The 26852-nt window shown below is 71.9% G+C and carries 28 protein-coding genes; 8 read left to right on the forward strand and 20 right to left on the reverse strand.

Annotated features, from left to right (window positions below):
* Nucleotides 1–93: 93 nt before the first annotated feature.
* Nucleotides 94–1377: a thymidine phosphorylase gene (locus ACFYWQ_RS07145; RefSeq protein ID WP_389513576.1), complete on the forward strand. Its 1284-nt coding sequence runs from the start codon at nucleotides 94–96 to the stop codon at nucleotides 1375–1377.
* 113 nt (nucleotides 1378–1490) lie between these two features.
* Here the strand turns inward: ACFYWQ_RS07145 and ACFYWQ_RS07150 are convergent, their stop codons facing one another.
* The 5 genes from ACFYWQ_RS07150 to ACFYWQ_RS07170 form a co-directional block, all read right to left on the reverse strand.
* A complete protein-coding gene (locus ACFYWQ_RS07150; protein ID WP_389513577.1) occupies nucleotides 1491–1700 on the reverse strand; it encodes a hypothetical protein in 210 nt (69 codons plus the stop codon).
* A 605-nt stretch (nucleotides 1701–2305) separates the two neighbouring features.
* Nucleotides 2306–3889, reverse strand: coding sequence for an asparagine synthase-related protein (locus tag ACFYWQ_RS07155; protein WP_389513578.1), 1584 nt, complete (start codon nucleotides 3887–3889; stop codon nucleotides 2306–2308).
* Between the two features lie 62 nt (nucleotides 3890–3951).
* The gene (locus tag ACFYWQ_RS07160) at nucleotides 3952–4080 is read right to left on the reverse strand and encodes a hypothetical protein (RefSeq protein WP_268893758.1); all 129 of its coding nucleotides are present in this window, start codon (nucleotides 4078–4080) and stop codon (nucleotides 3952–3954) included.
* A gap of 43 nt (nucleotides 4081–4123) precedes the next feature.
* On the reverse strand, nucleotides 4124–4777 hold the full coding sequence (locus tag ACFYWQ_RS07165; protein ID WP_389513580.1) for a GNAT family N-acetyltransferase: 654 nt from the start codon (nucleotides 4775–4777) through the stop codon (nucleotides 4124–4126).
* A gap of 57 nt (nucleotides 4778–4834) precedes the next feature.
* The gene (locus ACFYWQ_RS07170) at nucleotides 4835–5071 is read right to left on the reverse strand and encodes a hypothetical protein (RefSeq protein ID WP_389513582.1); all 237 of its coding nucleotides are present in this window, start codon (nucleotides 5069–5071) and stop codon (nucleotides 4835–4837) included.
* Between the two features lie 123 nt (nucleotides 5072–5194).
* On the opposite strand from ACFYWQ_RS07170, the gene ACFYWQ_RS07175 reads away from it, so the two are divergent.
* The gene (locus ACFYWQ_RS07175) at nucleotides 5195–6490 is read left to right on the forward strand and encodes a tetratricopeptide repeat protein (protein WP_389513583.1); all 1296 of its coding nucleotides are present in this window, start codon (nucleotides 5195–5197) and stop codon (nucleotides 6488–6490) included.
* A 243-nt stretch (nucleotides 6491–6733) separates the two neighbouring features.
* On the opposite strand, the gene ACFYWQ_RS07180 is transcribed toward ACFYWQ_RS07175, so the two are convergent.
* The 3 genes from ACFYWQ_RS07180 to ACFYWQ_RS07190 form a co-directional block, all read right to left on the reverse strand.
* Entirely contained in the window at nucleotides 6734–7912 is a 1179-nt protein-coding gene (locus ACFYWQ_RS07180) for a GDSL-type esterase/lipase family protein (protein ID WP_389513585.1), read from the reverse strand.
* Nucleotides 7913–8061: 149 nt separating this feature from the next.
* The gene (locus ACFYWQ_RS07185; RefSeq protein ID WP_389513587.1) at nucleotides 8062–9213 is read right to left on the reverse strand and encodes a trypsin-like serine peptidase; all 1152 of its coding nucleotides are present in this window, start codon (nucleotides 9211–9213) and stop codon (nucleotides 8062–8064) included.
* A gap of 412 nt (nucleotides 9214–9625) precedes the next feature.
* The gene (locus ACFYWQ_RS07190; protein ID WP_389513588.1) at nucleotides 9626–10255 is read right to left on the reverse strand and encodes a TetR/AcrR family transcriptional regulator; all 630 of its coding nucleotides are present in this window, start codon (nucleotides 10253–10255) and stop codon (nucleotides 9626–9628) included.
* 97 nt (nucleotides 10256–10352) lie between these two features.
* Here ACFYWQ_RS07190 and ACFYWQ_RS07195 point away from each other — a divergent pair, with 97 nt between their 5' ends.
* On the forward strand, nucleotides 10353–10739 hold the full coding sequence (locus ACFYWQ_RS07195) for an STAS domain-containing protein (protein ID WP_389513590.1): 387 nt from the start codon (nucleotides 10353–10355) through the stop codon (nucleotides 10737–10739).
* Here ACFYWQ_RS07195 and ACFYWQ_RS07200 read toward each other — a convergent pair.
* Complete coding sequence (locus tag ACFYWQ_RS07200) at nucleotides 10623–11639, reverse strand: sigma-70 family RNA polymerase sigma factor (protein WP_389513592.1); 1017 nt, start codon at nucleotides 11637–11639, stop codon at nucleotides 10623–10625. The two genes, ACFYWQ_RS07195 and ACFYWQ_RS07200, sit on opposite strands and share 117 nt — an antisense overlap.
* A 310-nt stretch (nucleotides 11640–11949) precedes the next feature.
* A complete protein-coding gene (locus ACFYWQ_RS07205; protein ID WP_389513594.1) occupies nucleotides 11950–13251 on the reverse strand; it encodes an MFS transporter in 1302 nt (433 codons plus the stop codon).
* A 62-nt stretch (nucleotides 13252–13313) separates the two neighbouring features.
* Here ACFYWQ_RS07205 and ACFYWQ_RS07210 point away from each other — a divergent pair, with 62 nt between their 5' ends.
* Complete coding sequence (locus ACFYWQ_RS07210; protein WP_389513595.1) at nucleotides 13314–14264, forward strand: LysR family transcriptional regulator; 951 nt, start codon at nucleotides 13314–13316, stop codon at nucleotides 14262–14264.
* A 34-nt stretch (nucleotides 14265–14298) separates the two neighbouring features.
* Here the strand turns inward: ACFYWQ_RS07210 and ACFYWQ_RS07215 are convergent, their stop codons facing one another.
* Together ACFYWQ_RS07215 and ACFYWQ_RS07220 are read right to left on the reverse strand one after the other, a co-directional pair.
* Nucleotides 14299–14793, reverse strand: coding sequence for a hypothetical protein (locus ACFYWQ_RS07215; RefSeq protein WP_389513596.1), 495 nt, complete (start codon nucleotides 14791–14793; stop codon nucleotides 14299–14301).
* A gap of 187 nt (nucleotides 14794–14980) precedes the next feature.
* Nucleotides 14981–15742 carry an alpha/beta hydrolase gene (locus ACFYWQ_RS07220; protein WP_389513598.1) on the reverse strand — a complete coding sequence of 254 codons (762 nt, stop codon included), beginning with the start codon at nucleotides 15740–15742 and terminating at the stop codon, nucleotides 14981–14983.
* A gap of 113 nt (nucleotides 15743–15855) precedes the next feature.
* On the opposite strand from ACFYWQ_RS07220, the gene ACFYWQ_RS07225 reads away from it, so the two are divergent.
* Together ACFYWQ_RS07225 and ACFYWQ_RS07230 are read left to right on the forward strand one after the other, a co-directional pair.
* Nucleotides 15856–17019 (forward strand): adenosine deaminase, encoded by a 1164-nt coding sequence (locus ACFYWQ_RS07225; RefSeq protein ID WP_389513601.1) that lies wholly within the window; start codon nucleotides 15856–15858, stop codon nucleotides 17017–17019.
* Between the two features lie 134 nt (nucleotides 17020–17153).
* On the forward strand, nucleotides 17154–17510 hold the full coding sequence (locus tag ACFYWQ_RS07230) for an ATP-binding protein (RefSeq protein WP_389513603.1): 357 nt from the start codon (nucleotides 17154–17156) through the stop codon (nucleotides 17508–17510).
* Nucleotides 17511–17657: 147 nt separating this feature from the next.
* On the opposite strand, the gene ACFYWQ_RS07235 is transcribed toward ACFYWQ_RS07230, so the two are convergent.
* The 5 genes from ACFYWQ_RS07235 to afsQ1 all read right to left on the reverse strand — a co-directional run bounded on the left by ACFYWQ_RS07235 (nucleotide 17658) and on the right by afsQ1 (nucleotide 21732).
* Nucleotides 17658–17861 carry a PspC domain-containing protein gene (locus ACFYWQ_RS07235; RefSeq protein WP_389513605.1) on the reverse strand — a complete coding sequence of 68 codons (204 nt, stop codon included), beginning with the start codon at nucleotides 17859–17861 and terminating at the stop codon, nucleotides 17658–17660.
* A 94-nt stretch (nucleotides 17862–17955) separates the two neighbouring features.
* Nucleotides 17956–18507 (reverse strand): VanZ family protein, encoded by a 552-nt coding sequence (locus ACFYWQ_RS07240; RefSeq protein WP_389513607.1) that lies wholly within the window; start codon nucleotides 18505–18507, stop codon nucleotides 17956–17958.
* A gap of 350 nt (nucleotides 18508–18857) precedes the next feature.
* Nucleotides 18858–19499, reverse strand: a complete 642-nt coding sequence (locus tag ACFYWQ_RS07245) for a hypothetical protein (protein ID WP_389513609.1) — start codon at nucleotides 19497–19499, stop codon at nucleotides 18858–18860.
* On the reverse strand, nucleotides 19499–21058 hold the full coding sequence (locus tag ACFYWQ_RS07250; protein WP_389513611.1) for an ATP-binding protein: 1560 nt from the start codon (nucleotides 21056–21058) through the stop codon (nucleotides 19499–19501). The genes ACFYWQ_RS07245 and ACFYWQ_RS07250 overlap by 1 nt, the downstream gene beginning before the upstream one ends.
* Complete coding sequence (gene afsQ1 / locus ACFYWQ_RS07255; RefSeq protein WP_189933766.1) at nucleotides 21055–21732, reverse strand: two-component system response regulator AfsQ1; 678 nt, start codon at nucleotides 21730–21732, stop codon at nucleotides 21055–21057. Before afsQ1 ends, ACFYWQ_RS07250 begins: the two co-directional genes overlap by 4 nt.
* Nucleotides 21733–22086: 354 nt before the next feature.
* On the opposite strand from afsQ1, the gene ACFYWQ_RS07260 reads away from it, so the two are divergent.
* Complete coding sequence (locus ACFYWQ_RS07260) at nucleotides 22087–22833, forward strand: SigE family RNA polymerase sigma factor (RefSeq protein ID WP_389513614.1); 747 nt, start codon at nucleotides 22087–22089, stop codon at nucleotides 22831–22833.
* A 423-nt stretch (nucleotides 22834–23256) separates the two neighbouring features.
* Here ACFYWQ_RS07260 and ACFYWQ_RS07265 read toward each other — a convergent pair whose 3' ends face one another.
* Nucleotides 23257–23964 carry a uridine kinase gene (locus ACFYWQ_RS07265; RefSeq protein ID WP_389513616.1) on the reverse strand — a complete coding sequence of 236 codons (708 nt, stop codon included), beginning with the start codon at nucleotides 23962–23964 and terminating at the stop codon, nucleotides 23257–23259.
* 59 nt (nucleotides 23965–24023) lie between these two features.
* Between ACFYWQ_RS07265 and ACFYWQ_RS07270 the strand changes: the two genes are divergently transcribed.
* Nucleotides 24024–24431, forward strand: coding sequence for a hypothetical protein (locus ACFYWQ_RS07270; protein ID WP_389513618.1), 408 nt, complete (start codon nucleotides 24024–24026; stop codon nucleotides 24429–24431).
* A 90-nt stretch (nucleotides 24432–24521) separates the two neighbouring features.
* Here the strand turns inward: ACFYWQ_RS07270 and ACFYWQ_RS07275 are convergent, their stop codons facing one another.
* Together ACFYWQ_RS07275 and ACFYWQ_RS07280 are read right to left on the reverse strand one after the other, a co-directional pair.
* A complete protein-coding gene (locus tag ACFYWQ_RS07275) occupies nucleotides 24522–25415 on the reverse strand; it encodes an aldehyde dehydrogenase family protein (protein WP_389513620.1) in 894 nt (297 codons plus the stop codon).
* Nucleotides 25408–26850, reverse strand: a complete 1443-nt coding sequence (locus ACFYWQ_RS07280; protein WP_389513622.1) for an aldehyde dehydrogenase family protein — start codon at nucleotides 26848–26850, stop codon at nucleotides 25408–25410. Before ACFYWQ_RS07280 ends, ACFYWQ_RS07275 begins: the two co-directional genes overlap by 8 nt.
* Nucleotides 26851–26852 lie beyond the last annotated feature (2 nt).

Genomic DNA, 26852 nt, shown 5'->3' on the forward strand with positions numbered 1-26852 from the left:
GACCCGGACGGAGGGGCCGCGCACTTCCCGCGACGTCGTCCCCACCGGACGTCCTGCCCACCGGACGTCTCGCGCACCACCGGAAGGAAAGCCATGGCCATGGACGCCATCTCCGTCATCCGCACCAAGCGGGACCGCGGTGAACTCAGCGACGAGCAGATCGACTGGGTCATCGACGCGTACACCCGCGGCGAGGTCGCCGACGAGCAGATGTCGTCGCTCGCCATGGCGATCCTGCTCAACGGGATGAACCGCCGGGAGATCGCCCGCTGGACGGCCGCGATGATCGCCTCCGGCGAGCGCATGGACTTCTCCGCCCTGTCCCGCCCCACCGCCGACAAGCACTCCACGGGCGGCGTCGGCGACAAGATCACCCTGCCGCTGGCCCCGCTGGTCGCCGCCTGCGGCGCGGCCGTCCCGCAGCTCTCCGGCCGCGGCCTCGGCCACACCGGCGGCACCCTGGACAAGCTGGAGTCGATCCCCGGCTGGCGCGCCCTGCTCTCCAACGAGGAGATGCTGCACGTCCTCGACACCACCGGCGCGGTGATCTGCGCGGCGGGCGACGGCCTGGCCCCCGCCGACAAGAAGCTGTACGCCCTGCGGGACGTCACCGGCACCGTCGAGGCGATCCCGCTGATCGCCTCCTCGATCATGTCGAAGAAGATCGCCGAGGGCACCGGCTCGCTCGTCCTGGACGTCAAGGTCGGCTCCGGCGCCTTCATGAAGACGATCGAGGACGCGCGCGAGCTGGCGTCGACGATGGTGGGCCTGGGCACCGACCACGGCGTGCGCACGGTCGCCCTGCTGACCGACATGTCGACCCCGCTCGGTCTGACCGCGGGCAACGCCCTGGAGGTCCGCGAGTCGGTGGAGGTCCTGGCGGGCGGCGGCCCCGCCGACGTCGTCGAGCTGACGATCGCCCTGGCCCGCGAGATGCTCGACGCGGCCGGCGTGACGGGCGCCGACCCGGCGAAGGCCCTCACCGACGGCTCCGCGATGGACGTCTGGCGCCGCATGATCACCGCCCAGGGCGGCGACCCGGACGCCCCCCTCCCCACCTCGCGGGAACAGCACGTCGTCAAGGCCCCCGCCTCGGGCGTACTGACCCGCCTCGACGCCTACGACATCGGCATCGCCGCCTGGCGCCTGGGCGCCGGCCGCGCCCGCAAGGAGGACCCGGTCCAGGCGGCCGCCGGCATCGAACTCCACGCCAAGCCCGGCGACCCGGTCACCGAGGGCAGCCCCCTGCTGACCCTGCACACCGACACCCCCGAACGCTTCGCGTACGCCCTGGAGGCGATCACGGGCTCCTACGACATCGCCCCGACGGGCACGGCGCACGAGGCGTCCCCGGTGGTACTGGAGCGGATCGCCTGACGCCGGCAGCGACGCGCCCCCGACTGCGGCCCTTGCCTCCGCAGCCGGGGGCGCTGCCCGTCCCGGACGGGGGCACCGGGACGGGGTTCACCCGCTGCTGCCCTCGTCGCGCGTCACAGCGCCCCCCGACTCCGCCTGTTGACCTCCGCCACCTGGGCGCGCAGCCTCGCGTCCGTCCCCGCCCGGCACAGCGGGCAGGCGCAGGGCGGGAACCTGCCGAAGAGTTCGGGCACGTCCGGAGGCTCGACGGTCCGCACCGGCCGTACCTGGGTGCGGACGCCGGTCCGCGGATCGACCCGATAGACCGCGATCGTCATCGTCACCGCACATCCCCCCAAGGGTGCGCCCAGGGGCCTGCCCAGGGCGTTGCCTGGGCATCCGCGCGGTTGTTCCGGGGCGAGGCGCCCAGGTGTGCCACGTAGGGCCGGACGAGGGCGCCTGTCGGCTCCCATGCTTCCTCTGCCTCCCGGTTACGGAGCGGCTGCGTCTGTGTGGGCGTTGGGCGCTTTTTCGCGCGGAGCCCGCGCACGGTGACCAACCGGGCGCCCCAGACGTCCGGCGACAGACGGTGCGAGGAGGCAGGCAGTGTCACGGGGTGCGTGGCAGGGCGCCTGTGCCTGCCGGCGGTACGCGATCCGAACAGGACCACTCTCACCCGTTCGAGTAGCTGCGTGATAAGCATGGACTGTCGACGCTCCTAGTCAGCGTGGGCCATGCCCCCGGGCCGTTCGCGCGGCTGCGGGGGTCCTTGCGTCTGGGGCCACACTTCCGTGCTGCCCGCAGGTCGCACCACGGCAGAACTGCCGCATCTGGGCGGTAGGAAGGCGCCGGCAGACGATGAAGAAATGGCCGCATGGGAGTTGCCTCGACGCGTGCAGGCAAGCGATGTAGGGCCGAGACAACCCACCTGAACGCGCCTTTGATGCCTTTACGGTGTCGGCGCCACCGCCGGCAGGGCCAGGGAGCGCAGGGCGGCCTCCAAAGCCAGGGGCCGGTACAACTCGCTGGCCCCGTGCCCAGTAGTGGCTACGACTGCGCATTCCGTCGTCAGCGCGACGGAATCCAGCAGGCCCTGAAGGGCGAGGATCGACCCGGGCAGCCACTGGTACAGGAGTGGCAGGCCGTTCTGAAGCATGGCCGCTTCGCATGTGGCTGCGAAGTTCTCCCGCAGTGGCGGGTGGACGACCTCCCGGGAGTACCCAGCCTGTTCAAGGCGAATACGCATCAGCTTCTTGCCTCGCCGCCATGCCAGCGGCAGAGATTCACCGAATCGCAAGACGAGCGGGGTGGCCAGCGGACTGACGGGCCACAGGCCGTGACGCATGGCAGTCGCGCTGTGGACAGCGAGGGCGAGGAGGGTGGAGGCGTGGAGTACGGACGCGGGCGCCAGGTCGTCCTCGATGTGAGGCAGGGTGTCCCGGGCACGGGGGCCGAGGTGGACGGGCACGGGGTGCAGGTTCCACGGGTCGCCGGTGAGGGTGCGTTCCTCCGGCCGCTGGAAGCACAGCTCGTCACCACCGATCCCGGTGAACACCCACCGAGCACCGGCAGCGCCTAGTCGGCTGTACAACTCGTTCATGGCTTCGGCGTAGGTGCCGTCCGTGGGGCTGGTGGGCCGGCCACTGGCACGGGGCCCGGTGGGGTGGAAGGGGCCGAACTCTGCGACGGGTACGGTCAGGTCGGGGCCGAGGCGGGCGCGTGCGGAGAGCTCACAGCGCCGTCGGCGTTGCTGATCACCGATGTCCCCGCCGAGCGTGAGCGCCGCCGTGCGGACCGGGCCGACGGTCTCGGCGAGGGCGAGTGCGGTCATGGAGCTGTCCATGCCTCCGGACAACTCCACCACACAGTCGTCGGCGGACAGCGGACGGGCTGTGATCTCGCGTCGCAACAAGTCGTCGAACGCGGCCACGGGATCGGCGTCGGCGTGCAGAATCCGGGGCCGGGAGTGCAGGGCCGGGGCCGGGTAATTGATGCTCAGGCCGGTTCTGTGGTCCCAGGTGGCGGTCGAGCGTTCGGTGAGCTGGCGGATGGTACGGAAGACCGTCGCTGTGCTGTAGCGGGTGCGGTAGGCCAGCATCGCCGCCACTTCGCGGGCGTCCAGGTCATCAGCCCCCGGTTCCAGGTTGAGCAGGTCCCACGAAACAGCCAACCGACCTCTCGTGGAGCGGAGGTAAAGAGGTGCAACGCCGCGTTCCCCGCACGTGATGCGTACGCCCTGCCCGGCGGCCATCTCCACTCGCACCGCCGCCAGGGGCCAGGCATCGACCTCTTCGACCTGCCGCCGGTAATCCGGATCGCTCATCACGCGCCGGATCATCGTCACCGGTTGTCGGCCGCTGACGGCTTCACGCACGATCAGGCACGACTGGCCGTATTCGGGATTGGTGACCACGAGGTGCTCGATCGCGGGGTGCGTGAACGGCTCGATCCAGGACCGACCGGAGATCCACCGGCGCCTGTCCCACTGCCAGAGGCCCGCGTCGACCCCTTCCGTCAACTCCATCTTGATCATCGCGCGCCTCCCTGCCCCGGCGGCGGGCCAGGCACTTTCGCCTGGCCCGCCCCCGAGGACTGTCAGATGTCGTCGGTCTCGGTCTGCGTGTCCGAACTGCCCTGCTTCTTGGTGTAGAGCAGGTCCAGGCCCGGAACCTCACGGATCTCCTGGTCGGCGAACAGTTCCTCGAACGGAGTCTTCTGCTGCATGGCGATCACCTTTCTCATCGGGACAAGACGTGTGGTGCAACCGTCACTCAGGCGGAGTGCCGGAGTCTTTGATCACCGCCGCCAGGTCGGGCAGGGCCTCTGCCCGGCGAGCCATCAGGTACGCGGTGCGGTTCTTGCGCCGGGGCGTGTGGATCAACTCCCAGCCCTGAACGTCGCGGTAGTAGGTCATGAGCCGTTCCACGAACGTGCCGCGGCGCACCCACTCGACGCCTTCGTGGGCAGCTCGGTCCAGGACCCACCACGCCATCAGGGGGCCGGGCTGGTCCCGTCGGCGGGCGGGGTGGGTGAACGACGTTGCCAAGAAATACGCGCTCTGGGCCAGTTCCTCAGCCGTCCAGCCCCATTCCGGCGTCGTGGTGAACACGGTGGTGCAGCCGACGATCTGGCCGCCGTCGGCGAGTACCCAGACGGGGAAGTTCGGGTCGGCGGCCTGGGAGGCGATGGTGTCCACGTCGTCGTCGGTTCGGGGCCAGTCGGGGACACCACGCTCACGCATCCAAGCCATGCGCGCTCGCACCATCGCGGCGATTGCTTTCTGATCCTCGGCGGCGGCCGGACGCATCTCGTACACGGCGGTCCTCCTGGCTTTCGTGCTGAGTGAGTTATCCCGGCAAACGGTCCGTCGGCAGGGGATGTCCGGGACCGTAGCGCCGCTGCGGTTCCGGAGGTGCGACACACGGCGTCCCCAACTCCAGGCCCGGTAGCGAAGTCCCGCCCCTGGTGCAGGGCTGGGTCATCGAAGGCTTCGCTCGCGGGCTGGCTCTCGCCGGCCGATGGCCTGCTCCAGCTGAATTGCGCAGAGCTCCACCTCGCCGGCCGTAAGGATCAGGATCGTCTCCTCGGTCCCGCCATCGGTTCGGTGCAGGGCGATCGGCAGGGCGGCTTGCCGGGCACGGCCGTCATACGTCACATCGCGCTTGATCGGCGTGGCGTGGGTGATCACCTGTTGGTTGGCCTCTCTGGTCTGCACGAAAGCGTGATGTTCAGTCAACGACCCAGCAGGAAAACAGAGGAGGGGCCAGGCTGTGGTCCAGGTGTAGGCCCGTGTAGTCCAGGGGAGGCACAAGTGCCGGGGAACACGAGCATCGGGGACGTGATCCGACAAGCGCGCGAAGCGAAGGGCTGGGGACTGGCCAAGCTCGCCCGCGAGCTGGGCATCGCCGAAGGCCGGGGCCCGACTCAGCTGGAACGACAGGCTGTCTACCGGTGGGAGAGCGGGAAGCGGAAGCCTGAATACTGGTTGCCGTACATCGTCCAGGTCCTCGACCTGGACATGCGGGTTGTCCCCCCGTCGGATACCGCTGCAGAGGACCCGACGCCCGCAGATACCGTGGAGTCAGTCCTTGTCCTTGGAAGGAATGACGTGGATCGCCGGAACTTCCTGGCCGCATCCAGCGGTTACGCCCTCAGCGCGCTTGCACTGCCCGATCTGGAAAGCATCGTGCGCCGCACCCGTATGGTTCCGGCCGGGGCCGTACGCGTAGGCAAGGGTGAAGTGACCGCCATCCGGCAGATGGTCAAAGCGCTCGGCGACTCCGCTGCCGAACTCGGTGGCGGCCATGCCCGCCACCTCGCGGTCCGCTACCTGACGCAGGACGTAGCCCCCTGGCTGAACGGCAGATTCACCGAATCCACCGGCCGCGAACTGTTCGCGGCCACGTCGCAACTCGTCCACCTGGCCGGATGGATGGCCCAGGACGAGGGCCGCGACACGGAACACCAGGGACGGGCCCAGCAGTACTACGCGCATGCTTACCGGCTCGCGGCCGAAGCAGGGCATCCCGAACTGTCCGCGACCGCCCTGCGAGGTCTCGCTGTCCAGGCCATCGACCTGGGATACCGAGCCGAGGCCGTACAGCTCGGCGAAGCATGTGTCCACTACGGCCGGCACTCGGAGAACCCGCGGGCCGTCGCCTACTACGAGGCCACCCTCGCCAACGCCGCAGCCCAGGACGACGACCGACGTACCGCCATCCGCCATCTCGCGCTCTCCGAGACCGCCATCAGCGTCTCTCCCGACGAACCCGGCGAATCCTGGGCTGCCCATTACTCGCCCGGCCGATGGGCCCATGAATCCGGCATGATCCTTTCCCGCCTCGGAGACCTCGACGCGGCTGAAGAGCATCTGCGCCTCGCCCTCGAGATCCATGGCCTGGACCGGCGGCGTACCCGTGCCATCGTCCTCGCCGACCTCGGCGGCGTGCGCCTCCGACAAGGTGACATGGATGGTGCCCTGTCCACATGGAACGAGTTCATCGACTGCGCCGACGGCATCCGCTCTGTGAAGGTCCACCACGCCGTCAAAGACATGCGGCTGAGGCTGAACCGATTCCCTGGCATGGCGGCAGCCGAAGAATTGCGGCACAAGGCCGATCGGCTCATGGCCTGACAGGCGACAGTCACAGTCTGGCGGGGCCGCCCTGCTTGACCCCCTGGAGGGATGGCTCCAGCCCGCAGCTCCGCCGCACGACCATGCCGCTGCGGGCGGCTCGGCGCTCGGGAGACCGAGCAACTGGAGTCCACGGCTCGCGCCTTCCGCGCCTGGGACCACAAGTACGGCGGCGGTCTGCGCCGCAAGTGGCCAGACGGCGCCGCCCGCCGAGGCTGAGCAAAGGCGGCAGGCCGGGACTTCTCACCCGAACGCCCCGCCCTCCCCGAAGACCAGCGCGGCGAACCGCTCCCCGATGAGCCGGTGAGCGTCGGCACCGGGGTGCAGCCCGTCGGGCAGCGGCAGCTCGACGGCGTCGGCCTCGCCGTACAGCTCCCGCCCGTCCAGATAGTGGAGGTGTGGATCATCGGCGGCCCGCTGTGCGACGATCCGTTCCAGTTCCGTCCGGACGACCCGCAGTGTCAGCTTGCCCGCCGCCACCTCCGCCGGGTCGCCCAGCGGGACGAAGCCCAGCCGCCCCTCGGCGAGCCCGTCGAGGTCCGGCGCGCTGGGGCCGGGTGTGTCCTCGTGCGCGGGGCACAGGATCGGGGAGACGACCAGCAGCGGCGTGGTGGGGTGGCCCTCCCGGACGGTGTCGAGGAAGCCGTGGACGGCGGGGCCGAACGCGCGGAGCCGCATCACGTCGAGGTTGACCAGGTTGATGCCCACCTTGACGCTGATCAGGTCGGCGGGGTGGTCCCGGATGGCCCGCGCGGTGAACGGGTCGAGCAGGGCGCTGCCGCCCAGCCCCAGGTTGACCAGTTCCACGCCGCCGAGGGAGGCGGCCAGGGCGGGCCAGATGGCGGTGGGGCTCGCGGCGTCGGAGCCGTGGCTGATCGAGCTGCCGTGGTGCAGCCAGACCTTGCGGCTCGGGTCGGCCGGCGCAGGTTCGAGGGGGGCGTCGGTGCGCAGGGCCAGGAGTTCGGTCGTCTCGTTGTGGGGCAGCCAGATCTCGATGTCCTTGCGGCCCGGGGGCAGGTCCGTGAAGCGGACGGTGCCCGGTTCGCCGGTCCGGTGCTCGACGGTCCCGTCGCTCATGTCGATGGTCACCGTGCGGCCGCCGGTGACGCTCGCCTGCCCGCTCAGGCGGCCGTCGACGAGCAGGTCGTAGACGCCGTCAGGGACGGGCGGGGCGCCGACGTAGACGCGCCGGGTGCGCAGCGAGTCGAGTTCGACGGCGGTCGCCCGGGTCCGGAAGGCCAGCCGTACGCCCGAGGGCTGTGACTCCACCATCGCGAGCTGGGCGTCGGGGCACTGGGCGCGGGCGGCGGCGGGCAGGCGGTGCGGCAGGACGCCGTGGTCGGTGCGCTCCACCTCCAGGGCTCCCCGCAGGAGGTCGGCCGTGACGGGCGTGGTGATCCAGGGTTTCGGGGCGGCGGGCATGGCCTCGGTTTCGGTCGGCGGTGTACGGGCCTTTCCCAGGCGGCTGTCCGCTCGACGGCCGGGGAAACGCGGCGCGGCACGACCTGGGCAGTTCCGTCGGGATCACCACGCGGACCACCAGCTGCTCGACCTGCGGACGAGCAGCTGGTCTATGCCCAGTTCTGGCGCGCCCACACCACGTCGTCGACAAGGCCCGGGCCGCCGGCCGCGTAGTTGACCATTCCAGCGGAAGCATCCGCATTGTCCGAGGACTGAACAGCGATGATGCGGGGATTGCCCTGACCGAAGAAGGCGAACATCGGGCCGCCGGAAGCACCAGGGGTGATATCGCCGTAGTGGAGGCATTCGATGCCTCCATTGATGTCACTGTAGGCGGCGTGCACGCTGATTCCGCTCTCGTAGCTGGTTCCCAGGAGCCAGTAGATGTACGGGTAGCCCATGTTGGTCCACCACGACTGGCCGTTCCAGGCGGGGAGGTAGTGTCCCATTCCGAAGAAACCGAGTTGGTCCCCGAGCGGCTCGTACAGTCGGCAAACGGCCCTGTCGTAGGCTGCGGTCTCGCCCCCTGCCAGGTCTGGGTTGAAGCCGGACACATCCGATACGTAAGACTGGACGCCGGCGCCATGGAGGGACGTGCCGTTGTAGTGAGCGGGCACGAAACGCATCCACCAGTTTCCTGCCGCGACGTCAGCCCACGGCACCACATGGCCGGCCGTGAGGAGAACGCGGCGGCCGACGAGCGCCCCTGATCCAGTCCATCCCGCGCTGGTGAAGATCTTTCCCACGCAGCCCCAAGGCCAGCTTGTCTCGTTCAGTTCCTGCCGGTTGTCGGGGCCGATGACCCATCTCAGTTGCGTGCCGTCCCCGTCCAGTCGACTGATCGGCTTCTGCTTCTGCCTGCGACTGGGAAGAACGCGTGGCACATAGAAGAGGTCGAGCCAGTCGGGGCGATGGGGTGGCACGTCCCCGTCGTGATCGGTCCCGGACAACGGTTCCTGCCTGAGGCCTTGGATCGCGGTCCTGCCGGGCAAAGGAACGTCCCCCGCGGTCCCGACCGGCACGTCGACATGCCACACATTGCCGTCGGCTCCCTCCACGCGGCCGATCTCCGGCTTCGGCGGGCCGTCGTCGGAGTCGGTGAGCACGTGGATGCGCTGGCGGCTGGCACGCTCGACCATCTCGGCAGGCCGTTCGCCGGTTGCGAGTACCGGCCGCAATTGTGTGAGCTCAGACGGCATCAGTGGCCGCTCGCCGTTTCCGGCGAAGTTCAGGGAGCTCACCATCTGCTTCTGCGTGGGCATAGCGTGTCTCCGGAGTGAGTGAATGACGATCACGCTTGGCTGCTTGATGTGCCCGCGAAACCGGCGGACTTCGCCCTGCGTTCCGCACGGGCCGGACCGAGCGTGTGCCCTACCACGGCCTCGGAAAGAGGGCTCAGCGTGGCGGTGTGTTGCACCTTTCTTCCAGGACAGCACTGATCAGGCGGCGTCGCATCCGCTGCGGGTGGCCTCGCCCCATGGCCGGGACGTGCGGTCGTACGCTCAATCCGTGGGCGGGTGTCGTGACTTGACGCCCGGCCTTCGCTGTCACGGGTGTTGCCGACCGTGACGCCGACGACCAGCGGCGGTCTGTTCGCGTCCGGCAGGACGTGCACGGTGGCGGGATCGCCGTGAGGTGATCGCGTGATCGCCACCTGGGAAGATCACGATCGGCCTACGTCGCTTGTCCGGGCAGGTCGGGGGCGTCGGCCCGCGCCGCGCCACCGCGCCCCGCCCCCGTCGTGGGCCAGGTGCGCAGCAGGGCGTCGAGGGCGTCCAGGATGCGGTCCCACGACTCCTGGGAGTCGGGGGCGCTGTGGCTGAAGCCGCCGGCCAGTTCGAGGCTGACGTAGCCGTGGAAGACGCTGCCCAGCAGACGGACCGCGTGGGTCTGGTCCGGCTCGGTGAGGTCGTAGCCGCGCAGGATCGCCCGGGTCATCCGGGAGTGCCGGGGGCCCGCGCCGGCCGCGGCGGCCTCGGGGTCCAGGGGGAACCGGGCGGCGGCGTAGCGGCCGGGGTGCTCGCGGGCGTAGTCGCGGTAGACGTTCGCCAGGGCGGCGAGGGCGTCCTGCCCGGCGCGGCCGGCCAGGGCGGCGGATCCGCGGTCGGCCAGCTCCTCCAGGGCGAGCAGGGCGATCTTCGTCTTCAGGTCGTGCGAGTTCCTCACGTGCGCGTACAGGCTCGCGACCTTGACGTCGAACCGCCGGGCGAGCGCCGAGACGGTGACCTGCTCGAAGCCGACCTCGTCGGCGAGTTCCGCCCCCGCCCGGGCCAGACGTCCGGGGGTCAGCCCTGCGCGTGCCATGAGGTCTCCGGTGTCGTCGCGGCCGTGACTGACGTCGACCAGGGAGTTTCCTAAAAGCCTTAGCCGATGTCCTGCACATATTAGGAGTGGGAAGGCGATGAGTCGCGCCGTTCCGCCCGGTCTACCGCTCGTGGACGCGACGAGACCGCCGGTGATCGGCCTGTGCGGACCCCTCACCCGGACCCGGGTGGCGGGCCTCTGCGACGACCTGAGGGCGCTGCTGGACGGGACCGGGGCGGCGGTCGTGGTGTGCGACGTCGCCGGGCTCGGGCCACCCGGTCTCCCGGCCGTCGACGCGCTGGCCCGGCTCCGGCTCACGGCCCGGCGGGCCGGGGGGCGCCTCCGGCTGCGCGCTCCCGACCCGGCGCTACGCGCCCTGCTCGACCTCGTCGGGCTCCCCTTCGAGGTGGAGGGGCAGGCCGAAGAGGGGGAACCAGCGCCGGGTGTCGAGGAAGAAGTGGAAACCGGTGAGGCCGCCGTCTGAGATCTCCAGCACCTGGATCGCCCACGGCGTGTGTCCGCCCGCCTCGGGGTCCGGCTTGTACTGGGCGAAGCCCGGCAGGCCGTTGACCCGGACCGGCAGCAGCCGGGAGCCCGTGCAGGCGGAGCCGATCGTCGTCATGAAGCCGGTGATGTCCGCGTGGCCCGTCAGCCACAGGTCGAACGGCGGCATCGTCATGACCGCGTCCTCGTGGAGCAGCTGCGTCAGCGCCGTCATGTCGTACCCCTCGAAGGCGGCCACGTAGCGCTCCAGCAGCTTCCGCTGCTCCTCGTCCAGCGGGTCCGACACGGCCGCGTCCGCCGCCCTGTCCCGCTGTTCGGCGAGGGTCGCGCGGGCACGCTGCAACGCGCTGTTGACCGAGGCGACCGTCGTGCCGAGCAGCTCGGCGACCTCGCTCGCCCGCCACGCCAGGACCTCGCGCAGGATCAGCACCGCCCGCTGCTTGGGCGGCAGCCGCTGCAACGCGGCCATGAACGCGAGCCGCACCGACTCCTTGGCGACGGCCGCCTCCGCCGGGTCCTCGACCGCGGGCAGCACGCGCGCGTCCGGCATCGGCTCCAGCCAGGTGGTGTCCGGGCGGGGGGAGAGGGCCGCCCGGGAGAGCGGGGTGGACTCCGTGAGGTCCATCGGCCGGGCCCGCTTGTTGCCCGCCGTCAGCATGTCCAGGCACACGTTGGTCGCGATGCGGTAGAGCCACGAGCGCAGGCTGGAACGTCCCTCGAAGGTGTCGTAGCTGCGCCAGGCGCGCACCAGGGTGTCCTGCACCGCGTCCTCGGCCTCGAAGGACGAGCCGAGCATCCGGTAGCAGTAGCCCGTCAGCTCGACCCGGTGCCGCTCCAGCCTGGCGTCGAGGTCGTCCACCGTCGCCGTACCGTCCGTCATCGTCGTCCACCCACCCCTGTGGCCGTTTCTGTCACGCGCCTGTGCGTGCGTCCAGTACTCCAGAAGCTAACGCAGGCCACTGACAACGGCCCCCTGAGTCGACGAAAGCCCAGGTGGAGGGGGTTTCGCCGGGTGCCGGACCGGCCGCATCCGGCCCGGTACCCGACGGACCCCCCGCCCGGACGGTCGTGGTCCGCCGGAGCCGGCGGCGACCACGGACGGACGGTCCGGAGCGAGGGGACGGGAGGAGTGGGGGGAAGGAAGGAGTGGGGGGAAGGAAGGAGTGGGGGAGGAAGGGGTGCGGGGAAGGTCAGTGCGCGGCCACCGGCTCCCGGCGGGCCGCGACCCGCGCCGCCCGTGTGCCGAACGCCGTGATCGTCACGACGCCGAGCACCGCCAGGACGCCCACGCCGACCGTGCCGGCCCAGCCGCCCGCGTGGAAGGCCGTGGCGCCGACGGTGCTGCCCGCGCTGGAGCCGATGTAGTAAGCGGACTGGTAGAGGGCGGAGGCCTGCGCCCGGCCGGTGGTCGCCGTCTTGCTGACCGCCGAGGACGCCACCGCGTGGCCCGCGAAGAAGCCCGACGTGATCAGGACCAGGCCCAGCAGGACCAGGGCCAGCGAGTCCGCCAGGGAGAGCAGGAGGCCCGCCGCCGTCGTGCCGCCGGCCAGGTACAGCGCCCCGCGCCGGCCCAGCCGGCCGACCAGCCGGCCCGCCGTCGACGCCGACACCGTGCCCACCAGGTACACCAGGAAGATCGAGCCGACGATGCCCTGCGGCAGCGAGAACGGCGCCTCCGTCAGGCGGTAGCCGATCACCGTGTACACCCCGCCGAACACCGTCATGAACAGCGCGCCGATCGCGTACAGGCGGCGCAGCAGCGGGTCGGTGAGGTGGTCGCGGACCGTGCGGGCCAGGACGCGGGGGCGCAGCGAGCCCGCCACGAAGTGCCGCGGCGCCGGCAGCAGCAGCCGGAACGCCACCGCGCAGCCCACCGCGACCGCGCCGATCACGCCGACGGCCACCCGCCAGCCCCACTCCTGCGCGACCCAGCCGGTGATGACCCGGCCGCTCATCCCGCCGACGCTGTTGCCCGCCACGAACAGGCCGATCGCCGTGATCAGCGCCTTGGGCCGCACCTCCTCCGCCAGGTAGGCGGTCGCCGAGGCCGGCAGACCGGCCAGGGCGGCGCCCTGAAGACCGCGCAGGACGACCAGCGCGCCCAGCGACGGGGCGAAGGGGACCAGCAGCCCGACGGTCACCGCGACCGCCAGCGAGGCCGTCATCACCGTACGGCGGCCGTAGCGCTCCGACAGGGCGCTCATCGGCAGCACGAACAGGGCCAGCCCGCCGGTGGCCGCCGCCACCGTCCAGCTCGCCTCGCTCGCCGCGACGCCGAACTCGCCGGAGATCAGCGGCAGCAGCGCCTGCGTGGAGTACAGGAGGGCGAAGGTCGCCACGCCGGCCAGGAAGAGGGCGAAGCTCATCCGGCGGTAGCCGGGGCCGCCGGGGGCCATACGGGAGTCGGAGGAGGGGACGGCGGAGGAGGCGGCGGAGGGGACGGACGGAACGGCGCCCACGACGGTGGACGCCCCGGTACTGGCGGGAGACATACCTCGAACCTAGGACGACCCCACTCATCCGTCCAATGCATGGAATCGCCATAATCGTTCCCATGGAGCATCAGCAGAGGTCACAGGCGCGCCTGTCACCGTCCAGTGACACAGAAGACATCGTCACGCTGCTCGCGCCACGGCTCGCGTACTTCGCGGGCGTCGCCCGCACCGAGCACGTCACGCGGGCCGCGCAGGAGATGCAGGTCCCGCAGTCGACGCTTTCCCGGGCCATGGTCCGCCTCGAACAGGACCTGGGCGTCGACCTGTTCGCCCGCCACGGCCGGACCGTCTCCCTCACCCCCGCCGGACGCACGTTCCTCACCTCCGTCGAGCGCGCCCTCGCCGAGATCGAGCGCGCCGCCGACGCGGTGCGCGCCGACGCCGACGCCGCCACCGGCAAGGTCGCCTTCGGCTTCCTGCACACCATGGGCGCCGAGACGGTACCCGGCCTGATCCACGCCTTCCGCGCCGACCACCCCCGCGTCCGCTTCAGCCTCGTCCAGAACTACGGGGAGGCCATGCTGGAGCGGCTGCGGGCCGGCGAGCTCGACCTGTGCCTGACCTCACCGGTCCCGGACGCCCCCGACCTCGTCGCCCGCCGCCTCGACGAGCAGAAACTGCGCCTGGTCGTCCCCGCCGACCACCGTCTCGCCGCCCGCAAGCGCGTCCGGCTCGCCGAGGCCGCCGACGAGACCTTCGTGACCCTGGAACCCGGCTACGGCCTGCGCCGCATCACCGACGACCTCTGCCAGGAGGCAGGTTTCCGCCCCCGGGTCGCCTTCGAGGGGGAGGAGGCGGAGACCCTCCGCGGGCTGGTGGCGGCCGGCCTCGGCGTCGCCCTCCTGCCCCCGCCCGCCGTACCCCGGCCCGGCGTGGTGGAACTGACGGTCACGGCACCGAGGGCGGTACGGGAGATCGGCGTTGCCTGGCTGGACGGCCACCCGGACACACCCCCCGTGGCGGCCTTCAAGAGGTTCCTGCTGTCGCGGCGGGGGAGCCTGCTCCCGTAGGCCCCGCCGGGCCCTGACCTTTCCGCTCACGGTGCTAGTGGGCGATCCCCCCGCCCCCCATGTAGAGGTCCAGCCCCTCGGTGGAGTCGAAGCCGTCGCCGTACAGCCGGGTGACTCCGCCGGTGGCCGGGCCGTCCGCCGTGCCGGGCAGGAGCCACGCGGAGCCGTCGGTCCTGTCGGTGCCGGGTGCCGCCACGACCAGGTCGGACCGGTGGTCGCCGTCCATGTCGACCAGGCGCACCGCCGCGCCGAACCCGGGGTCGGGGTGGCCGTCCCCGTCGAAGTCGGCGGCGGGGGCGACCCCGGCCGGGGTCCTGCCGCCCGTCGCCGCGGTGCCCCCGGCCGGTGCGGTGCCGTGGGCGGCGGTGTGGCAGGCGTGCGGGGCGGTGAGGGGCTCGGTGCCGTCCCGCGCGACGACGGCCCCGACCACGACGGCCGGCGTCAGGGCCGCCGCGCCGCCCGCGATCACCCACCGGCGTCCGCCGCCTCGTCCCCGCACCGGCTGCGGCTCGCCACCCCGATCACCCATGTGGTCAAGCACGCCCGGACCGGACCCGGCGGTTCCGTCATCCCCGCCGAACGGCCTCACACCCCGCCAGCAAGCCGACGGCAACGCCGCTGGGGGCACCCCTTCCGGGGGAGAGCCACGTGCCAGACCCCGCGTCCGCGGCGTGATCCGAACGCGTGATGCGAACGCGTGATCCGAACGACAGGCCCTACCGTCGCAGCGAACTGCCGAAGCCCGCGGCCAACGGCATCCTCAGCCCCAGTGGCGGAGGCGCCGCCAGGGCGTCCCGCACCGGACGCGAGAAGCCGTGCCCGAACAGGGCGCCCCGCACGAAGTCCTCCGCCAGGGCCAGGACTTCCTGCCGGTACTGGTGCAGCCCGTGCCCGTCGGAGTGCACCTCGAACCGGCACACCTCCCGGTTCACCTTCTTCATCCGCGCCGCGAGCCGGAAGGACAGCTCGGGATCGGTCCGCTGGTCGTTCGTGCCGTGCACGATCAGCACCTGCCGCCCCACCAGGTGCTTCACCGGTTCGGGTGGCGCCGCGACGTCCTCCTCCGGCAGCCAAGGGGCGATCGCGAGCACCGAGTTGACGGCCTCGTGGCCGCCCGCGCGCAGCGCCGCCCGCCCGCCCATGCCGACACCGGCGAGGCATACGGGGACGTCCCCGTAGCGCCGTACGGCCTCGTCGGCGGCCCAGGACGCGTCGGTGGCGAGATGGGCCTCGCTGCCGTTCCAGCCCCGGTAGCGGTAGCGCACCACGTGGACGGCCAGGCCGTCCTGCCGGGCCGCGCGGGCGAGTCTGCGTCCGACGGCACGCACCGGGCCGTTCCCCCACAGGGGCGAGGGTCTGCGGTCGGAGACCTCGTCGCCGCCCGGGAGCAGCAGCACCACGCCGCTCACCGTCTCCGGCTCCGGGCCGATTCCCTTCCCCAGCCTGGCCGTTCGCACCGGCGTCGCTTGCTGTCCCATGACAGAACAGTGTCAGAAGCGCCGGTGTACTCCACCCGTCCGTGCGGTCACCGTTACATATCGGCGTAGATGTACAGCGCGCGATCTACGCGCGTAGGAGTTAGAGTGCGGAAATGACGAGCCAGACCATTCGACAGGGCGTCACTCCGAGCGCGGACCAGATCCGCCGGGCGCCCAAGGTTCTGCTGCACGACCACCTCGACGGCGGGCTGCGCCCCGGCACGATCGTCGACCTCGCCCGGGAGACCGGGTACGCACGGCTCCCCGAGACCGATCCCGGAAAGCTCGGCCTCTGGTTCCGGGAGGCCGCCGACTCCGGTTCACTGGAGCGGTACTTGGAGACCTTCTCGCACACCGTCGGCGTCATGCAGACCCGGGAGGCCCTGGTCCGGGTCGCCCGCGAGTGCGCCGAGGACCTTGCCGAGGACGGGGTCGTCTACGCCGAGGTCCGCTACGCGCCCGAGCAGCACCTGGAGGGCGGGCTGCGCCTCGAGGATGTCGTCGAGGCCGTCGACGAGGGCTTCCGGCAGGGCGAACGGCTCGCCCGGGCGAACGGCCACCGCATCCGGGTGGGCGCGCTCCTCACCGCCATGCGGCACGCCGCCCGCGCCCTGGAGATCGCCGAACTCGCCAACCGCTACCGGGACCTGGGCGTGGTCGGCTTCGACATCGCCGGCGCCGAGGCCGGCTACCCGCCCACCCGGCACCTCGACGCCTTCGAGTACCTGAAGCGGGAGAACAATCATTTCACCATCCACGCCGGGGAGGCCTTCGGGCTGCCGTCCATCTGGCAGGCGCTCCAGTGGTGCGGCGCCGACCGCCTCGGACACGGCGTCCGCATCATCGACGACATCGAGGTCGCGGAGGACGGCTCGGTGAAGCTCGGGCGGCTCGCCTCGTACGTCCGGGACAAGCGCATCCCGCTGGAACTGTGCCCCAGCTCCAACCTCCAGACCGGGGCGGCCGCCTCCTACGCCGAGCACCCGATCGGGCTGCTGCGCCGACTGCACTTCCGGGCCACGGTCAACACCGACAACCGGCTGATGTCCGGCACCGGCATGAGCCGGGAATTCGAGCACCTTGTCGATGCGTTCGGTTACACGCTCGACGATCTCGCATGGTTCTCGGTCAATGCTATGAAGTCAGCATTCATTCCTTTCGATGAACGACTGGCTATGATCAATGACGTGATCAAGCCCGGCTATGCCGAGCTCAAGTCCGAATGGCTGTTCCAGCAGACCGCCTCCACCAGGGGTTCCGTGGCCGGGGAGAGCTGAGGGGCGGGAAATTCCGGACCGTAATGCGGGCGGGCCTTCACGGTCTGTCCGCATTTCGTTGTTTGCGGTGGGTGCCTTTTTGTGTTTACGGTCGTGGACCGCTCAGTTCCCCGATATTCGAGGACGCATTTACCATGAAGCAGTCTGCTGCCAAGACCCTCGGCATCGCCGCGCTCGGTGCCGCTTTCGCCGCCGCCGGTGCGGGCGCCGCCACCGCGGCCCCGGCCGTTCCGGACGCCACCCAGGCACTGGGCGGCGTCACCCAGTCGCTGCCGGCGGAGAAGCTCGCCACGGCGCTGCCGGGAGCCGGTGACGCGGTCCAGCAGGCCCAGCCGACGCTCGGCGCCGGCCTGGCCTCCGTGCAGCCGATCGCCCAGCAGGCGCTCACCGAGCAGCCGACCGCGCCGGCCGCCGATCTGCTCGGCGGTCTGCCCATCCTCAAGGGCCTGCCCACGAACGGGGTAGGGGTGAACGGGATCCCGCTGGGCTGACTCCTCCGCGTCGCGGCGCCGTCGGGCGCATCCGGGTCCTCCGGGTGCGCCCGACGGCTTTTCCCGTGCGCGGCTCCTTCCGTACCCGCTGCCCACCAGGCCGCGCGGGCCCTACCAGGCCGTGGGCGCCTACCAGGCCGTGGGCCCCTACCAGGCCGCGCGGGCCTTGTCCTCGGACGGCAGGAAGATCCACAGCGCTATGTAGAGCAGGAACTGCGGGCCCGGCAGCAGACAGGACAGCAGGAAGATCACGCGCATCGTCGTCGCGGAGGTGCCGAAGCGCCGGGCCAGCGCGGCGCACACTCCGCCGATCATGCGGCCGTGGGTGGGGCGGGCGAGGCTGCGGGACATCTGCGGCTCCTTCGTGAGTCGGTCCGGGGCGGCCTTTCGGTGGCTCCCCCGTCTGATGTCCACGCTACGGAGACGAAGCGGGTGAAACGTCGCCCTACGGGGCGATCCCGACCCTGGGAATCGTCGGGGTCCGCCCCTGAGCCGGCTCCTCCGGGCGGTCCGCCCGGTCCGCACGGCGCTCGGCCCGGTGCCGCAGGCGGGCGCGGGCCGCGGGCACCACCGCGGTGTGTGCCAGGGCCACGCCCACGGTGTTGAGCAGGAGCGAGTCCACGTCGACCACCTGGCCGGGCACCCCGGTCTGGAGGAGCTCGATGGCCAGCGACAGCAGGGCGCCCGCCGTGACCGTGCGGACCAGGGAGGCGAGCGGCGAGACGTGGAGCCGGCCGTGCACCAGGGGGAGGAGGACGCCCAGCGGCGCCAGGAGGGCGAGGCCCCCGCCGATCCGGCAGGCCGCCTGCGGCCAGCCCAGCTCCAGGTCGGCGCGGATGCCGGCGAACGGGCGCAGGTTGGAAGGCATCACCCAGGGAACGTCCAGGGGGCGCAGCGTGCACCAGGCGACGAACACGAGGTGGACGACCAGGAGAACACTCCCGGTCGCGCGAACGCGGAACGCGGCGCTGCCGCCGATGGAGCCTTGACGCTGCACGTCCCCCTAGACGCGGGAGGCGGCGGGATCGGTTCCGGCCCCGCGGCAGCCGCACCGAGGCCCGCGCCACAGCGACGGCCGGACGGGACCCTACGGGCCCGCCGAACCGGCCGAAAGACCCGAACCGGCCTGGCCCGCCGGCCGGCCCGGATGCCCTCGCCGGTCCGGCCCGGATGCCCTAGCCGGTCAGGCCCGGATGCCCTAGCCGGTCAGGCCCGGATGCCCTCGCCGGTCAGGCCCAGATGCCCGGACCCGCTCGGCCCGCCGAGCCAGTCTGGCCCGCCGACCGCCCATGACGTCGGCCGTCAGCCGCCCATGACGTCGGCCGTCAGCCGCCCGTGCCCCCGCCGTCAGCCCCCCGTGACCTCCGTCGACGGGGGTTCCGCCGTGCCCGGGCGGGAGCGGACCTCGTCCGTGCACTGGTAGCGGCGGGGAGGGGCCGTGGGACCGCCCAGGACCACCGAGCCGTCGCCCTCCGCCGCCGCCGAGTCGGAGAAGGTGCAGACGATCTGGGCCAGGGCGTACGAGGTCAGGTCGTCCGGCGAGGTGCTCAGGCGCAGGGTGTCGTCCGGGTCCTCGGCGGCCGGGCCGCTCACCGCCGTTCCGCCCCGCACGTCCGTGGTGTAGCCGGCTTCCTTCTCCGCGGCCGAGGGGGACCGCGCCAGTTCGTCCAGCAGGCCCTGGGCGACCAGGACGCGGCGCGCGGAGTCGGCCGTGCCGTCGGGGACCGGGACCGTGCGGTCCACGGCGACCAGGGAGGAACCGCACAGCAGGAACACCCGTACGGGGACGTCCCCGGAGGCCTGGGCGGTCACCTCGGGCCCGGAGAGGGAGCAGCGGACCCGGGAGGGGGCCGGGCCGAAGTCGGTCGGCACCTCGGTCGCGCGTATGCCGCAGCCGGTGAGCAGGGCGGCGAGGACGGGGAGGACGGGGAGGACGGGGAGGATAGGGAGGGCGAGACGGCGGCGCGCGGACGTGGCGTGAGCGGTCATCAGGTGGTGTCCCCCTTGTCCTTCTGCTCGCCCTGTTCCGCCAGGTCCGAGATGTCCCGGGGCAGGCGGAGGGTGAAGACCGCGCCCGACTCGGGCGAGTTGGCGGCGCTGATCTCGCCGCCGTGGATGTGGGCGTTCTCCAGGGCGATGGAGAGACCCAGCCCGCTGCCCTCGGAGCGGGGGCGGGAGGCGCTCGCCTTGTAGAAGCGGTCGAAGACGTGGGGCAGGACCTCCTCGGGGATGCCGGGGCCGTGGTCGCGCACGGCGATGACGACCTCGTCGGCCGACTCCCGTACGGACACCCGCACCGGCGAGCCGCCGTGCTTGAGGGCGTTGCCGATGAGGTTGGCGAGGATCACGTCCAGGCGGCGCGGATCGAGGCGGGCGTGGATGCCGCGCTCGGCGTCCAGCTCTACGGCGTCCAGCCAGGCGCGCGCGTCGATGCAGGCGGTGATCTGGTCGGCGACGTCGACGTCGTCCAGGACCAGGCGCGCCGTGCCGGCGTCGAAGCGGGTGACCTCCATCAGGTTCTCGACCAGGTCGTTCAGCCGCCGGGTCTCGGAGACCACCAGGCGGACGGCCGGCTCGATCATCGGGTCGATACCGCCGGACTCCGCGTCCAGTTCCTCCTCCAGCACCTCGGTGACGGCGGTGATGGCGGTGAGCGGGGTGCGCAGTTCGTGGCTCATGTCCGCGACGAAACGGCGGGATGCCTCGTCCCGGGCCGCCATGTCCGCCACCCGTTTCTCGAGCGACTCGGCGGCGAGGTTGAACGTACGGGACAGATCGGCCAGTTCGTCCGTCCCGGAGACCCGCAGCCGGGTGTCCAGCTTGCCCTCGCCCAGCCGGCGGGCGGCCACTCCCAGCCGGTGCACCGGCTTCAGCACGGTCGTGGCGGCGGCCTGCGCGAGCAGCGCGGCGCCGATCAGCGCCAGACCGGTGGCGATGCCCAGGGACCAGGCCAGCGAGTTGAGGTCCTTGGCCTCCGGCTCCAGCGACTTGCGCATGTAGCCGGTCGGACCGCCCCCGATCACCTTCGTCCCGGCCACCAGGTACGGCGTCCCGTGGTCGACCACCCGCTGCCAGTACAGGTGGTACGGCGACGTGTTGCCGGCGGTCGTCCCCTGCTGCTTGTCCACCGCCCTGCGCAGCGACTCGGGCACGTCCTCCAGGGAGAAGCCGTTCAGCCCCCCGGAACTGCCGTAGACCGTCTTGCCGGTGCCGTCCTCGGCGACCAGCAGCACGCTGAAGCGCTGGCTGCTGGTGGCCATCTGGCCGGCCGTGTACTGCAACTCGTCCTGCGACGGGTACTCCGCCAGCGAGCCGGCCCGGTTCTGCATCTCCTGCTCGAAGTCGCGCAGCACCGCGCCCTGGGTACGGGTCAGCACGGCCTCGCGGTTGAGCCAGTACGCGATGCCGGACGCGGACACGGCCGCGGTCAGCGCCACCAGCCCGAAGACCACGACGAGCCGCAGCCGCAGGCTGGTCAGGCGCAGCCGTGACAGATGTCCCTTGCGCGCCGCGGACCAGCCGCGGATCCCCCCTTGCCGCTGTGTCACTGAGGGGCGTCCAGGCGGTAGCCGACCCCGCGCACGGTACGGATCAGGGTGGGGGACGACGGCACGTCCTCGACCTTGGCGCGCAGCCGCTGGACGCAGGCGTCCACCAGCCGGGAGTCGCCGAGGTAGTCGTGCTCCCAGACCAGGCGCAGCAGCTGCTGCCGGGACAGCGCCTGACCGGGGCGCCGGCTCAGTTCGAGCAGCAGCCGCAGCTCGGTCGGGGTGAGCTGGAGGTCCTCGCCGTTCTTCGTCACCGTCATCGCGGCGCGGTCGATGACGAGGCTGCCGAAGGTCGCCGAGTCGTTCGACTCGCGCTCCCCGCGCCGCAGCACGGCCCGGATCCGGGCGTCGAGCACCCGGCCCTGCACCGGTTTGACGACGTAGTCGTCGGCGCCGGACTCCAGCCCGACGACCACGTCGATGTCGTCGCTGCGTGCGGTGAGCAGGATGATCGGCAGCTGGTCGGTGCGCCGGATGCGCCGGCACACCTCGAATCCGTCGATGCCGGGCAGCATCACGTCCAGCACGATCAGATCCGGCCGCTGTTCGCGCAGCAGCTTCAGACCGTCCTCACCGCTCGCAGCGGTCGCCACGCGGTGTCCCTGGCGCGTCAGTGAGAGCTCCAGGGCCGTACGGATGGCGTCGTCGTCCTCGATCAGCAACAGGGAAGGCACGGGCTCATTCTGGCCCATGGAGGTGCCGTCGTTCGACCTGTGGGCGGGGGCTCGGATGCCAGAGGGGCGTGGTTTCCGCGGCGCGCGCGGCGTACGCGGGGTCGGGGGCGGGTCCGGAGCGCCGGTGGAACCCGCGCCGGAACGCCGTAGCGCCGGTGCCTGTGCGCGGGCTGTGGCGCCACCGTGACGGACCCCTGTGACAGGTCTGTGACAGTCGGCGGACACGGCGATGAAGTGCCATGGGCAGGATTTTCGGCACAGGCACGGCAGCGGGCGGCACACAGCACACCGCCGCGGCGGACGGGCCGAACGGAACGAGCACAGACACCGGAAGTCCACGACGGGGGGCGCGAGATGAACACGCTGCACGGTAAGAGCACCAACGCAGCCGCAGTCGTCACGCGTCTGCACGACGTGCACCGGGTGTCCGAGAAGTCCGGTGCCGTGATGAGCGGGCGGGGGTGCGCTCGCGGCACCGGGCGTCAGCACACCGCCTTCATGACGGTGGTCGACGCGGGGGAACAGGCGGCTCACGGGGGAGCCGCGTACAGGGAGGACACGGGGGAGCGCCGCTCGCTGTCGGAGGCGGAGTTCACCGCCTACGTCCAGGAGCGCCGCGCCTCCCTGTACGCCACCGCCTACCACCTCACCGGCGACCGCTTCGAGGCCGAGGACCTGTTGCAGAGCGCGCTGTTCTCGACCTACCGGGCGTGGGACCGGATCAGTGACAAGGCGGCCGTCGGCGGCTACCTGCGACGCACGATGACCAACCTGCACATCAGCGCGTGGCGCCGCCGCAAGCTGAACGAGTACCCGACCGAGGAACTGCCGGAGACGCCCGGCGACACGGACGCGATGCGCGGCACCGAGCTGCGCGCCGTCCTGTGGCAGGCGCTGGCCCGGCTGCCCGAACTCCAGCGGACGATGCTGGTCCTGCGCTACTACGAGGGCCGCACCGACCCGGAGATCGCGGAGATCCTCGACATCAGTGTCGGCACGGTGAAGTCCAGCATCTGGCGGTCGCTCCGCCGGCTGCGCGAGGACGAGGTCCTCAGCTTCGGCCGTGACGAGGAGGACGCCTTCGGCGAGCTCGTCGCCTGAGGTGCACGGGGGCCGGCCTCCCTCGGGAGGCCGGTGATCGGGGGAACACGGGGGAAACACGGGGGAGCGGTACCGGGGGGACCCAACGGGGGACGTCGGGGGAGCGGTACCGCGCACAGCACGGGGGAGCACCACCCGGGGGACACGGGGGAACACGGGGAACACGGGGGAAACGAGCGGGGCTGGAGGGCCGGGGGGTCCGTCCAGTCCCGCTCTTCCGCGTCCGCCCGCCGGAGCCGGTCTTCCGCCCGCCGGAGCCGGTCTTCCGCCCGACGGAGCCGGTCTTCCGGCAGCCGGCCGGGGCCCGCGCGCCGCAGGGGCTGCCGCCCGCCCGTCAGACGGGCGGGCCGGGGCCCCGCGCGTGAGCACGCCCGTCACGGCCCGCGCGTCGCATGGGGCCTGCCGCAGCCCGCCCGTCAGCCGTCAGACGGCCGTACGCGCCGTCGTGGCGCTGTCGCCCGCCGCCGCGGCCGCCAGGCGGCCGAGCGCCTCGTCGCGGTCGCAGGCGTACGCGCCGAGGGCGGTCTGGCGGGCCACGATGGAGCGTTCGGCGCGCATCAGGCGCCAGCCGCGGCGCAGGAGGAACGGCACCGACTTGCGGCCCTCCTTCAGGTCCCGCAGGAAACGGCGGCGGAACGTCGTCACCGGACCGCGGCTCAGGCACAGCGCGTCGGCCAGCACGCCCAGGTCCCGGCAGCGGGCGACGATCTCCGCGGCGAAGATGCCCTCCGCGATGAACAGCGGGGTCCGCCCGATCCCGACGGTCTCCGCGCCGGTGCGGGCGCTGAGCGCGATGTCGTAGACCGGGACGTTCGTACGGCCCGTGCGGCACAGGTCGGTGATCGCGGCGACCGCGGTGTCCGCGTCCCACGAGCCGGGGTGGTCCCAGTCGATGTCGGAACTCCCCGCCACCTGCGGCAGCGTCGGGTCGTCGCCCTCCTTGTAGAAGTCGTCGAGCCGCAGCACGGGCAGGCCGGAGAGGGCGGCGAGGAGGGACTTGCCGGAGCCCGAGGGGCCGCAGAGCAGCACGACTCGCGTGGATAGGGGCGGTGGGGAACTCACGGGACACCAGTGTGAGGCATCCGCCGGGCGGTGAACGACCCCGCGGGTCGGCTTTGATGCACGGGTCACTCCTCAACTACCCTTCGTGTCGACCTGATTACCCGACGCAGCAGAAAGTGGGCATCGCGATGGCCCGACACGACTCTTCCCGCACCCCGACCGGACGGCGCGCCCTCGTCGCCCTCGCCACGGCGGGAGCGGCCCTGGGCGCGGGCACGGGCGTGGCCGCGGCGGCCGGGACCGAACCGGTCGTGGACGTGGTGCGCACGCGTCCCACCTCGCTCGGCAAGATCGACCCCCAGGCCGGTGCGCAGGCCCTGGGCGGCACCGTCGGGTACGTCACCGGCCCGCTGTCGGACCTCAAGCCCAACCCGCTCGCGGGCACGGGTGTCGACCCGCTCGACAACGGCGTCGGCACCCGGCTCGCCGACTTCCAGCCGGTGTCGTCCCGCTCGCTGACCGAGCCGGTGGCGCAGGCGTCGTCGGTCGGCGCGGTGCCGGTGCTGGGGCAGGCGACGGGGCTGCTGGGCGGCTGACCGGCGCGTACCCGCGGCAGGCCGTGCGCGTGGAGCGGGCCGCGTCCCTCCGGACGGAGAGGGGCGCGGCCCGCTCGTCGTGGCGGGCCGTCAGTACGACGAGCCCGAGGCGCCCAGCGACCCCGTCGGGTGCCAGACGGTCTTCGTCTCCAGGAACGCCGTCATGCGGTCGATCCCGGGAGTCGCGGACCAGTCGTCCACAGGCTGTGGACGGAGAACCCGCTTCAGGTTGTCCGCGGCCGCGATCGCCAGCTCCTTCGCCAGCGCCTCGTCGGCGCCCGCGAGGTCGATCGCGTTGACGTCCTGGTGGGCGGCGAGGGGCGCCGCGATCTCCGCCGTACGGCCGGAGAGGACGTTGACCACGCCGCCGGGCACGTCGGAGGTGGCCAGGACCTCGGCCAGGGAGAGGGCGGGGAGCGGGGACCGCTCGGAGGCCACCACGACCGCCGTGTTGCCGGTCGCGATCACCGGGGCGAGCACCGAGACCAGGCCCAGGAACGACGACTCCTGCGGGGCCAGGACGGCGACCACGCCGGTCGGCTCGGGCGAGGACAGGTTGAAGAACGGGCCCGCGACCGGGTTGCCGCCGCCGACCACCTGGGCGATCTTGTCGGTCCAGCCCGCGTACCAGACCCAGCGGTCGACGGCCGCGTCGACGACCGCGGCCGCCCTCGACTTCGACAGACCCTCGGCGTCGGCCACCTCGCGGACGAACTGGCCCCTGCGGCCCTCCAGCATCTCGGCGACGCGGTAGAGGACCTGGCCACGGTTGTACGCCGTCGCCCCGGACCAGGCGCCGAACGCCTTGCGGGCGGCCACGACCGCGTCCCGGGCGTCCTTGCGGCTCGACTGCGGCGCGTTGGCCAGCCAGTTGCCCTTGGAGTCGGTCACTTCGTACACCCGGCCGCTCTCGGAACGGGGGAACTTGCCCCCGACGTACAGCTTGTAGGTCTTGAGGACGGAGAGACGGGTCACGTCAGACATCGAGGTACGCCTCCAGGCCGTGGCGGCCGCCCTCGCGGCCGGAACCCGATTCCTTGTAGCCGCCGAACGGCGACGTCGGGTCGAACTTGTTGAACGTGTTGGACCAGACGACACCGGCCCGGAGCCTGTTCGCCACCGCGAGGATGCGGGAGCCCTTCTCCGTCCAGATGCCCGCCGACAGGCCGTACGGCGTGTTGTTGGCCTTGGCGACGGCCTCGTCCGGGGTGCGGAAGGTGAGGACCGACAGGACCGGGCCGAAGATCTCGTCGCGGGCGACGGTGTGCGCCTGGGTGACGTTCGTGAAGAGCGTCGGGGCGAACCAGTAGCCGGCGGAGGGGAGCTCGCAGGCCGGGGACCAGCGCTCGGCGCCCTCCGCCTCACCCTGCTCGACGAGCGCGGTGATGCGCGCGAGCTGCTCGGCGGAGTTGATCGCGCCGATGTCCGTGTTCTTGTCCAGCGGGTCGCCGAGGCGGAGCGTGGAGAGCCTGCGCTTGAGCGACTCCAGCAGCTCGTCGTGGATCGACTCCTGGACCAGGAGGCGGCTGCCCGCGCAGCAGACCTGGCCCTGGTTGAAGAAGATGCCGTTCACGACGCCCTCGACGGCCTGGTCGATCGGGGCGTCGTCGAAGACGATGTTGGCGCCCTTGCCGCCCAGTTCGAGGGTGAGCTTCTTGCGGGTGCCCGCGACCGTGCGCGCGATCTCCTTGCCGACGGCCGTGGAGCCGGTGAAGGCCACCTTGTTCACGTCCGGGTGCGCGACGAGCGCGGCGCCCGTGTCACCGTAGCCGGGGAGGATGTTGACGACCCCCTTCGGCAGGCCCGCCCGGCGGCAGATGTCCGCGAAGAACAGGGCGCTCAGCGGAGTGGTCTCGGCCGGCTTGAGGACGACCGTGTTGCCCGTCGCCAGCGCCGGGGCGATCTTCCACGCCAGCATCAGGAGGGGGAAGTTCCAGGGGATGACCTGGCCGGCGACGCCGAGGGGCCGGGGGGCCGGGCCGAAACCGGCGTGGTCGAGCTTGTCGGCCCAGCCCGCGTGGTAGAAGAAGTGCGCGGCGACCAGGGGGAGGTCGGCGTCGCGGGTCTCCTTGATGGGCTTGCCGTTGTCCAGCGTCTCCAGGACGGCCAGTTCGCGGCTGCGCTCCTGGATGATGCGGGCGATGCGGAAGAGGTACTTGGCGCGCTCGGAGCCGGGCAGCGCCGACCACTTCTCGAAGGCCTTGCGGGCGACCTTCACCGCGCGGTCGACGTCCTCGGAACCGGCCCGGGCGACCTCGGAGAGAACCTCCTCGGTCGACGGGGAGACCGTCTTGAAGACCTTGCCGTCGGCCGCGTCCACGAACTCGCCGTCGATGAACAGCCCGTAGGAGGGCGCGATGTCGACGACCGAGCGGGACTCGGGTGCGGGGGCGTACTCGAATGCGGATGCCGATGCCATGG

It is taken from the genome of Streptomyces sp. NPDC003247, from assembly GCF_042888135.1.
Lineage (GTDB): Bacteria > Actinomycetota > Actinomycetes > Streptomycetales > Streptomycetaceae > Streptomyces.

Coding starts and splice junctions, on each gene's coding strand:
- ACFYWQ_RS07200 (WP_389513592.1), bottom strand. CDS start 11,639: ATGACGGACGGTACGGCGACGGTGGACGACCTCGACGCCAGGCTGGAG.
- ACFYWQ_RS07275 (WP_389513620.1), bottom strand. CDS start 25,415: ATGTCTGACGTGACCCGTCTCTCCGTCCTCAAGACCTACAAGCTGTAC.
- ACFYWQ_RS07225 (WP_389513601.1), top strand. CDS start 15,856: ATGACGAGCCAGACCATTCGACAGGGCGTCACTCCGAGCGCGGACCAG.
- ACFYWQ_RS07195 (WP_389513590.1), top strand. CDS start 10,353: ATGAGTCGCGCCGTTCCGCCCGGTCTACCGCTCGTGGACGCGACGAGA.
- ACFYWQ_RS07215 (WP_389513596.1), bottom strand. CDS start 14,793: ATGGGTGATCGGGGTGGCGAGCCGCAGCCGGTGCGGGGACGAGGCGGC.
- ACFYWQ_RS07235 (WP_389513605.1), bottom strand. CDS start 17,861: ATGTCCCGCAGCCTCGCCCGCCCCACCCACGGCCGCATGATCGGCGGA.
- ACFYWQ_RS07280 (WP_389513622.1), bottom strand. CDS start 26,850: ATGGCATCGGCATCCGCATTCGAGTACGCCCCCGCACCCGAGTCCCGC.
- ACFYWQ_RS07185 (WP_389513587.1), bottom strand. CDS start 9,213: ATGCCCACGCAGAAGCAGATGGTGAGCTCCCTGAACTTCGCCGGAAAC.
- ACFYWQ_RS07260 (WP_389513614.1), top strand. CDS start 22,087: ATGAACACGCTGCACGGTAAGAGCACCAACGCAGCCGCAGTCGTCACG.
- ACFYWQ_RS07230 (WP_389513603.1), top strand. CDS start 17,154: ATGAAGCAGTCTGCTGCCAAGACCCTCGGCATCGCCGCGCTCGGTGCC.
- ACFYWQ_RS07270 (WP_389513618.1), top strand. CDS start 24,024: ATGGCCCGACACGACTCTTCCCGCACCCCGACCGGACGGCGCGCCCTC.
- ACFYWQ_RS07155 (WP_389513578.1), bottom strand. CDS start 3,889: ATGATCAAGATGGAGTTGACGGAAGGGGTCGACGCGGGCCTCTGGCAG.
- ACFYWQ_RS07180 (WP_389513585.1), bottom strand. CDS start 7,912: ATGCCCGCCGCCCCGAAACCCTGGATCACCACGCCCGTCACGGCCGAC.
- ACFYWQ_RS07220 (WP_389513598.1), bottom strand. CDS start 15,742: ATGGGACAGCAAGCGACGCCGGTGCGAACGGCCAGGCTGGGGAAGGGA.
- ACFYWQ_RS07205 (WP_389513594.1), bottom strand. CDS start 13,251: ATGTCTCCCGCCAGTACCGGGGCGTCCACCGTCGTGGGCGCCGTTCCG.
- ACFYWQ_RS07160 (WP_268893758.1), bottom strand. CDS start 4,080: ATGCAGCAGAAGACTCCGTTCGAGGAACTGTTCGCCGACCAGGAGATC.
- ACFYWQ_RS07190 (WP_389513588.1), bottom strand. CDS start 10,255: ATGGCACGCGCAGGGCTGACCCCCGGACGTCTGGCCCGGGCGGGGGCG.
- ACFYWQ_RS07245 (WP_389513609.1), bottom strand. CDS start 19,499: ATGACCGCTCACGCCACGTCCGCGCGCCGCCGTCTCGCCCTCCCTATC.
- ACFYWQ_RS07145 (WP_389513576.1), top strand. CDS start 94: ATGGCCATGGACGCCATCTCCGTCATCCGCACCAAGCGGGACCGCGGT.
- ACFYWQ_RS07210 (WP_389513595.1), top strand. CDS start 13,314: ATGGAGCATCAGCAGAGGTCACAGGCGCGCCTGTCACCGTCCAGTGAC.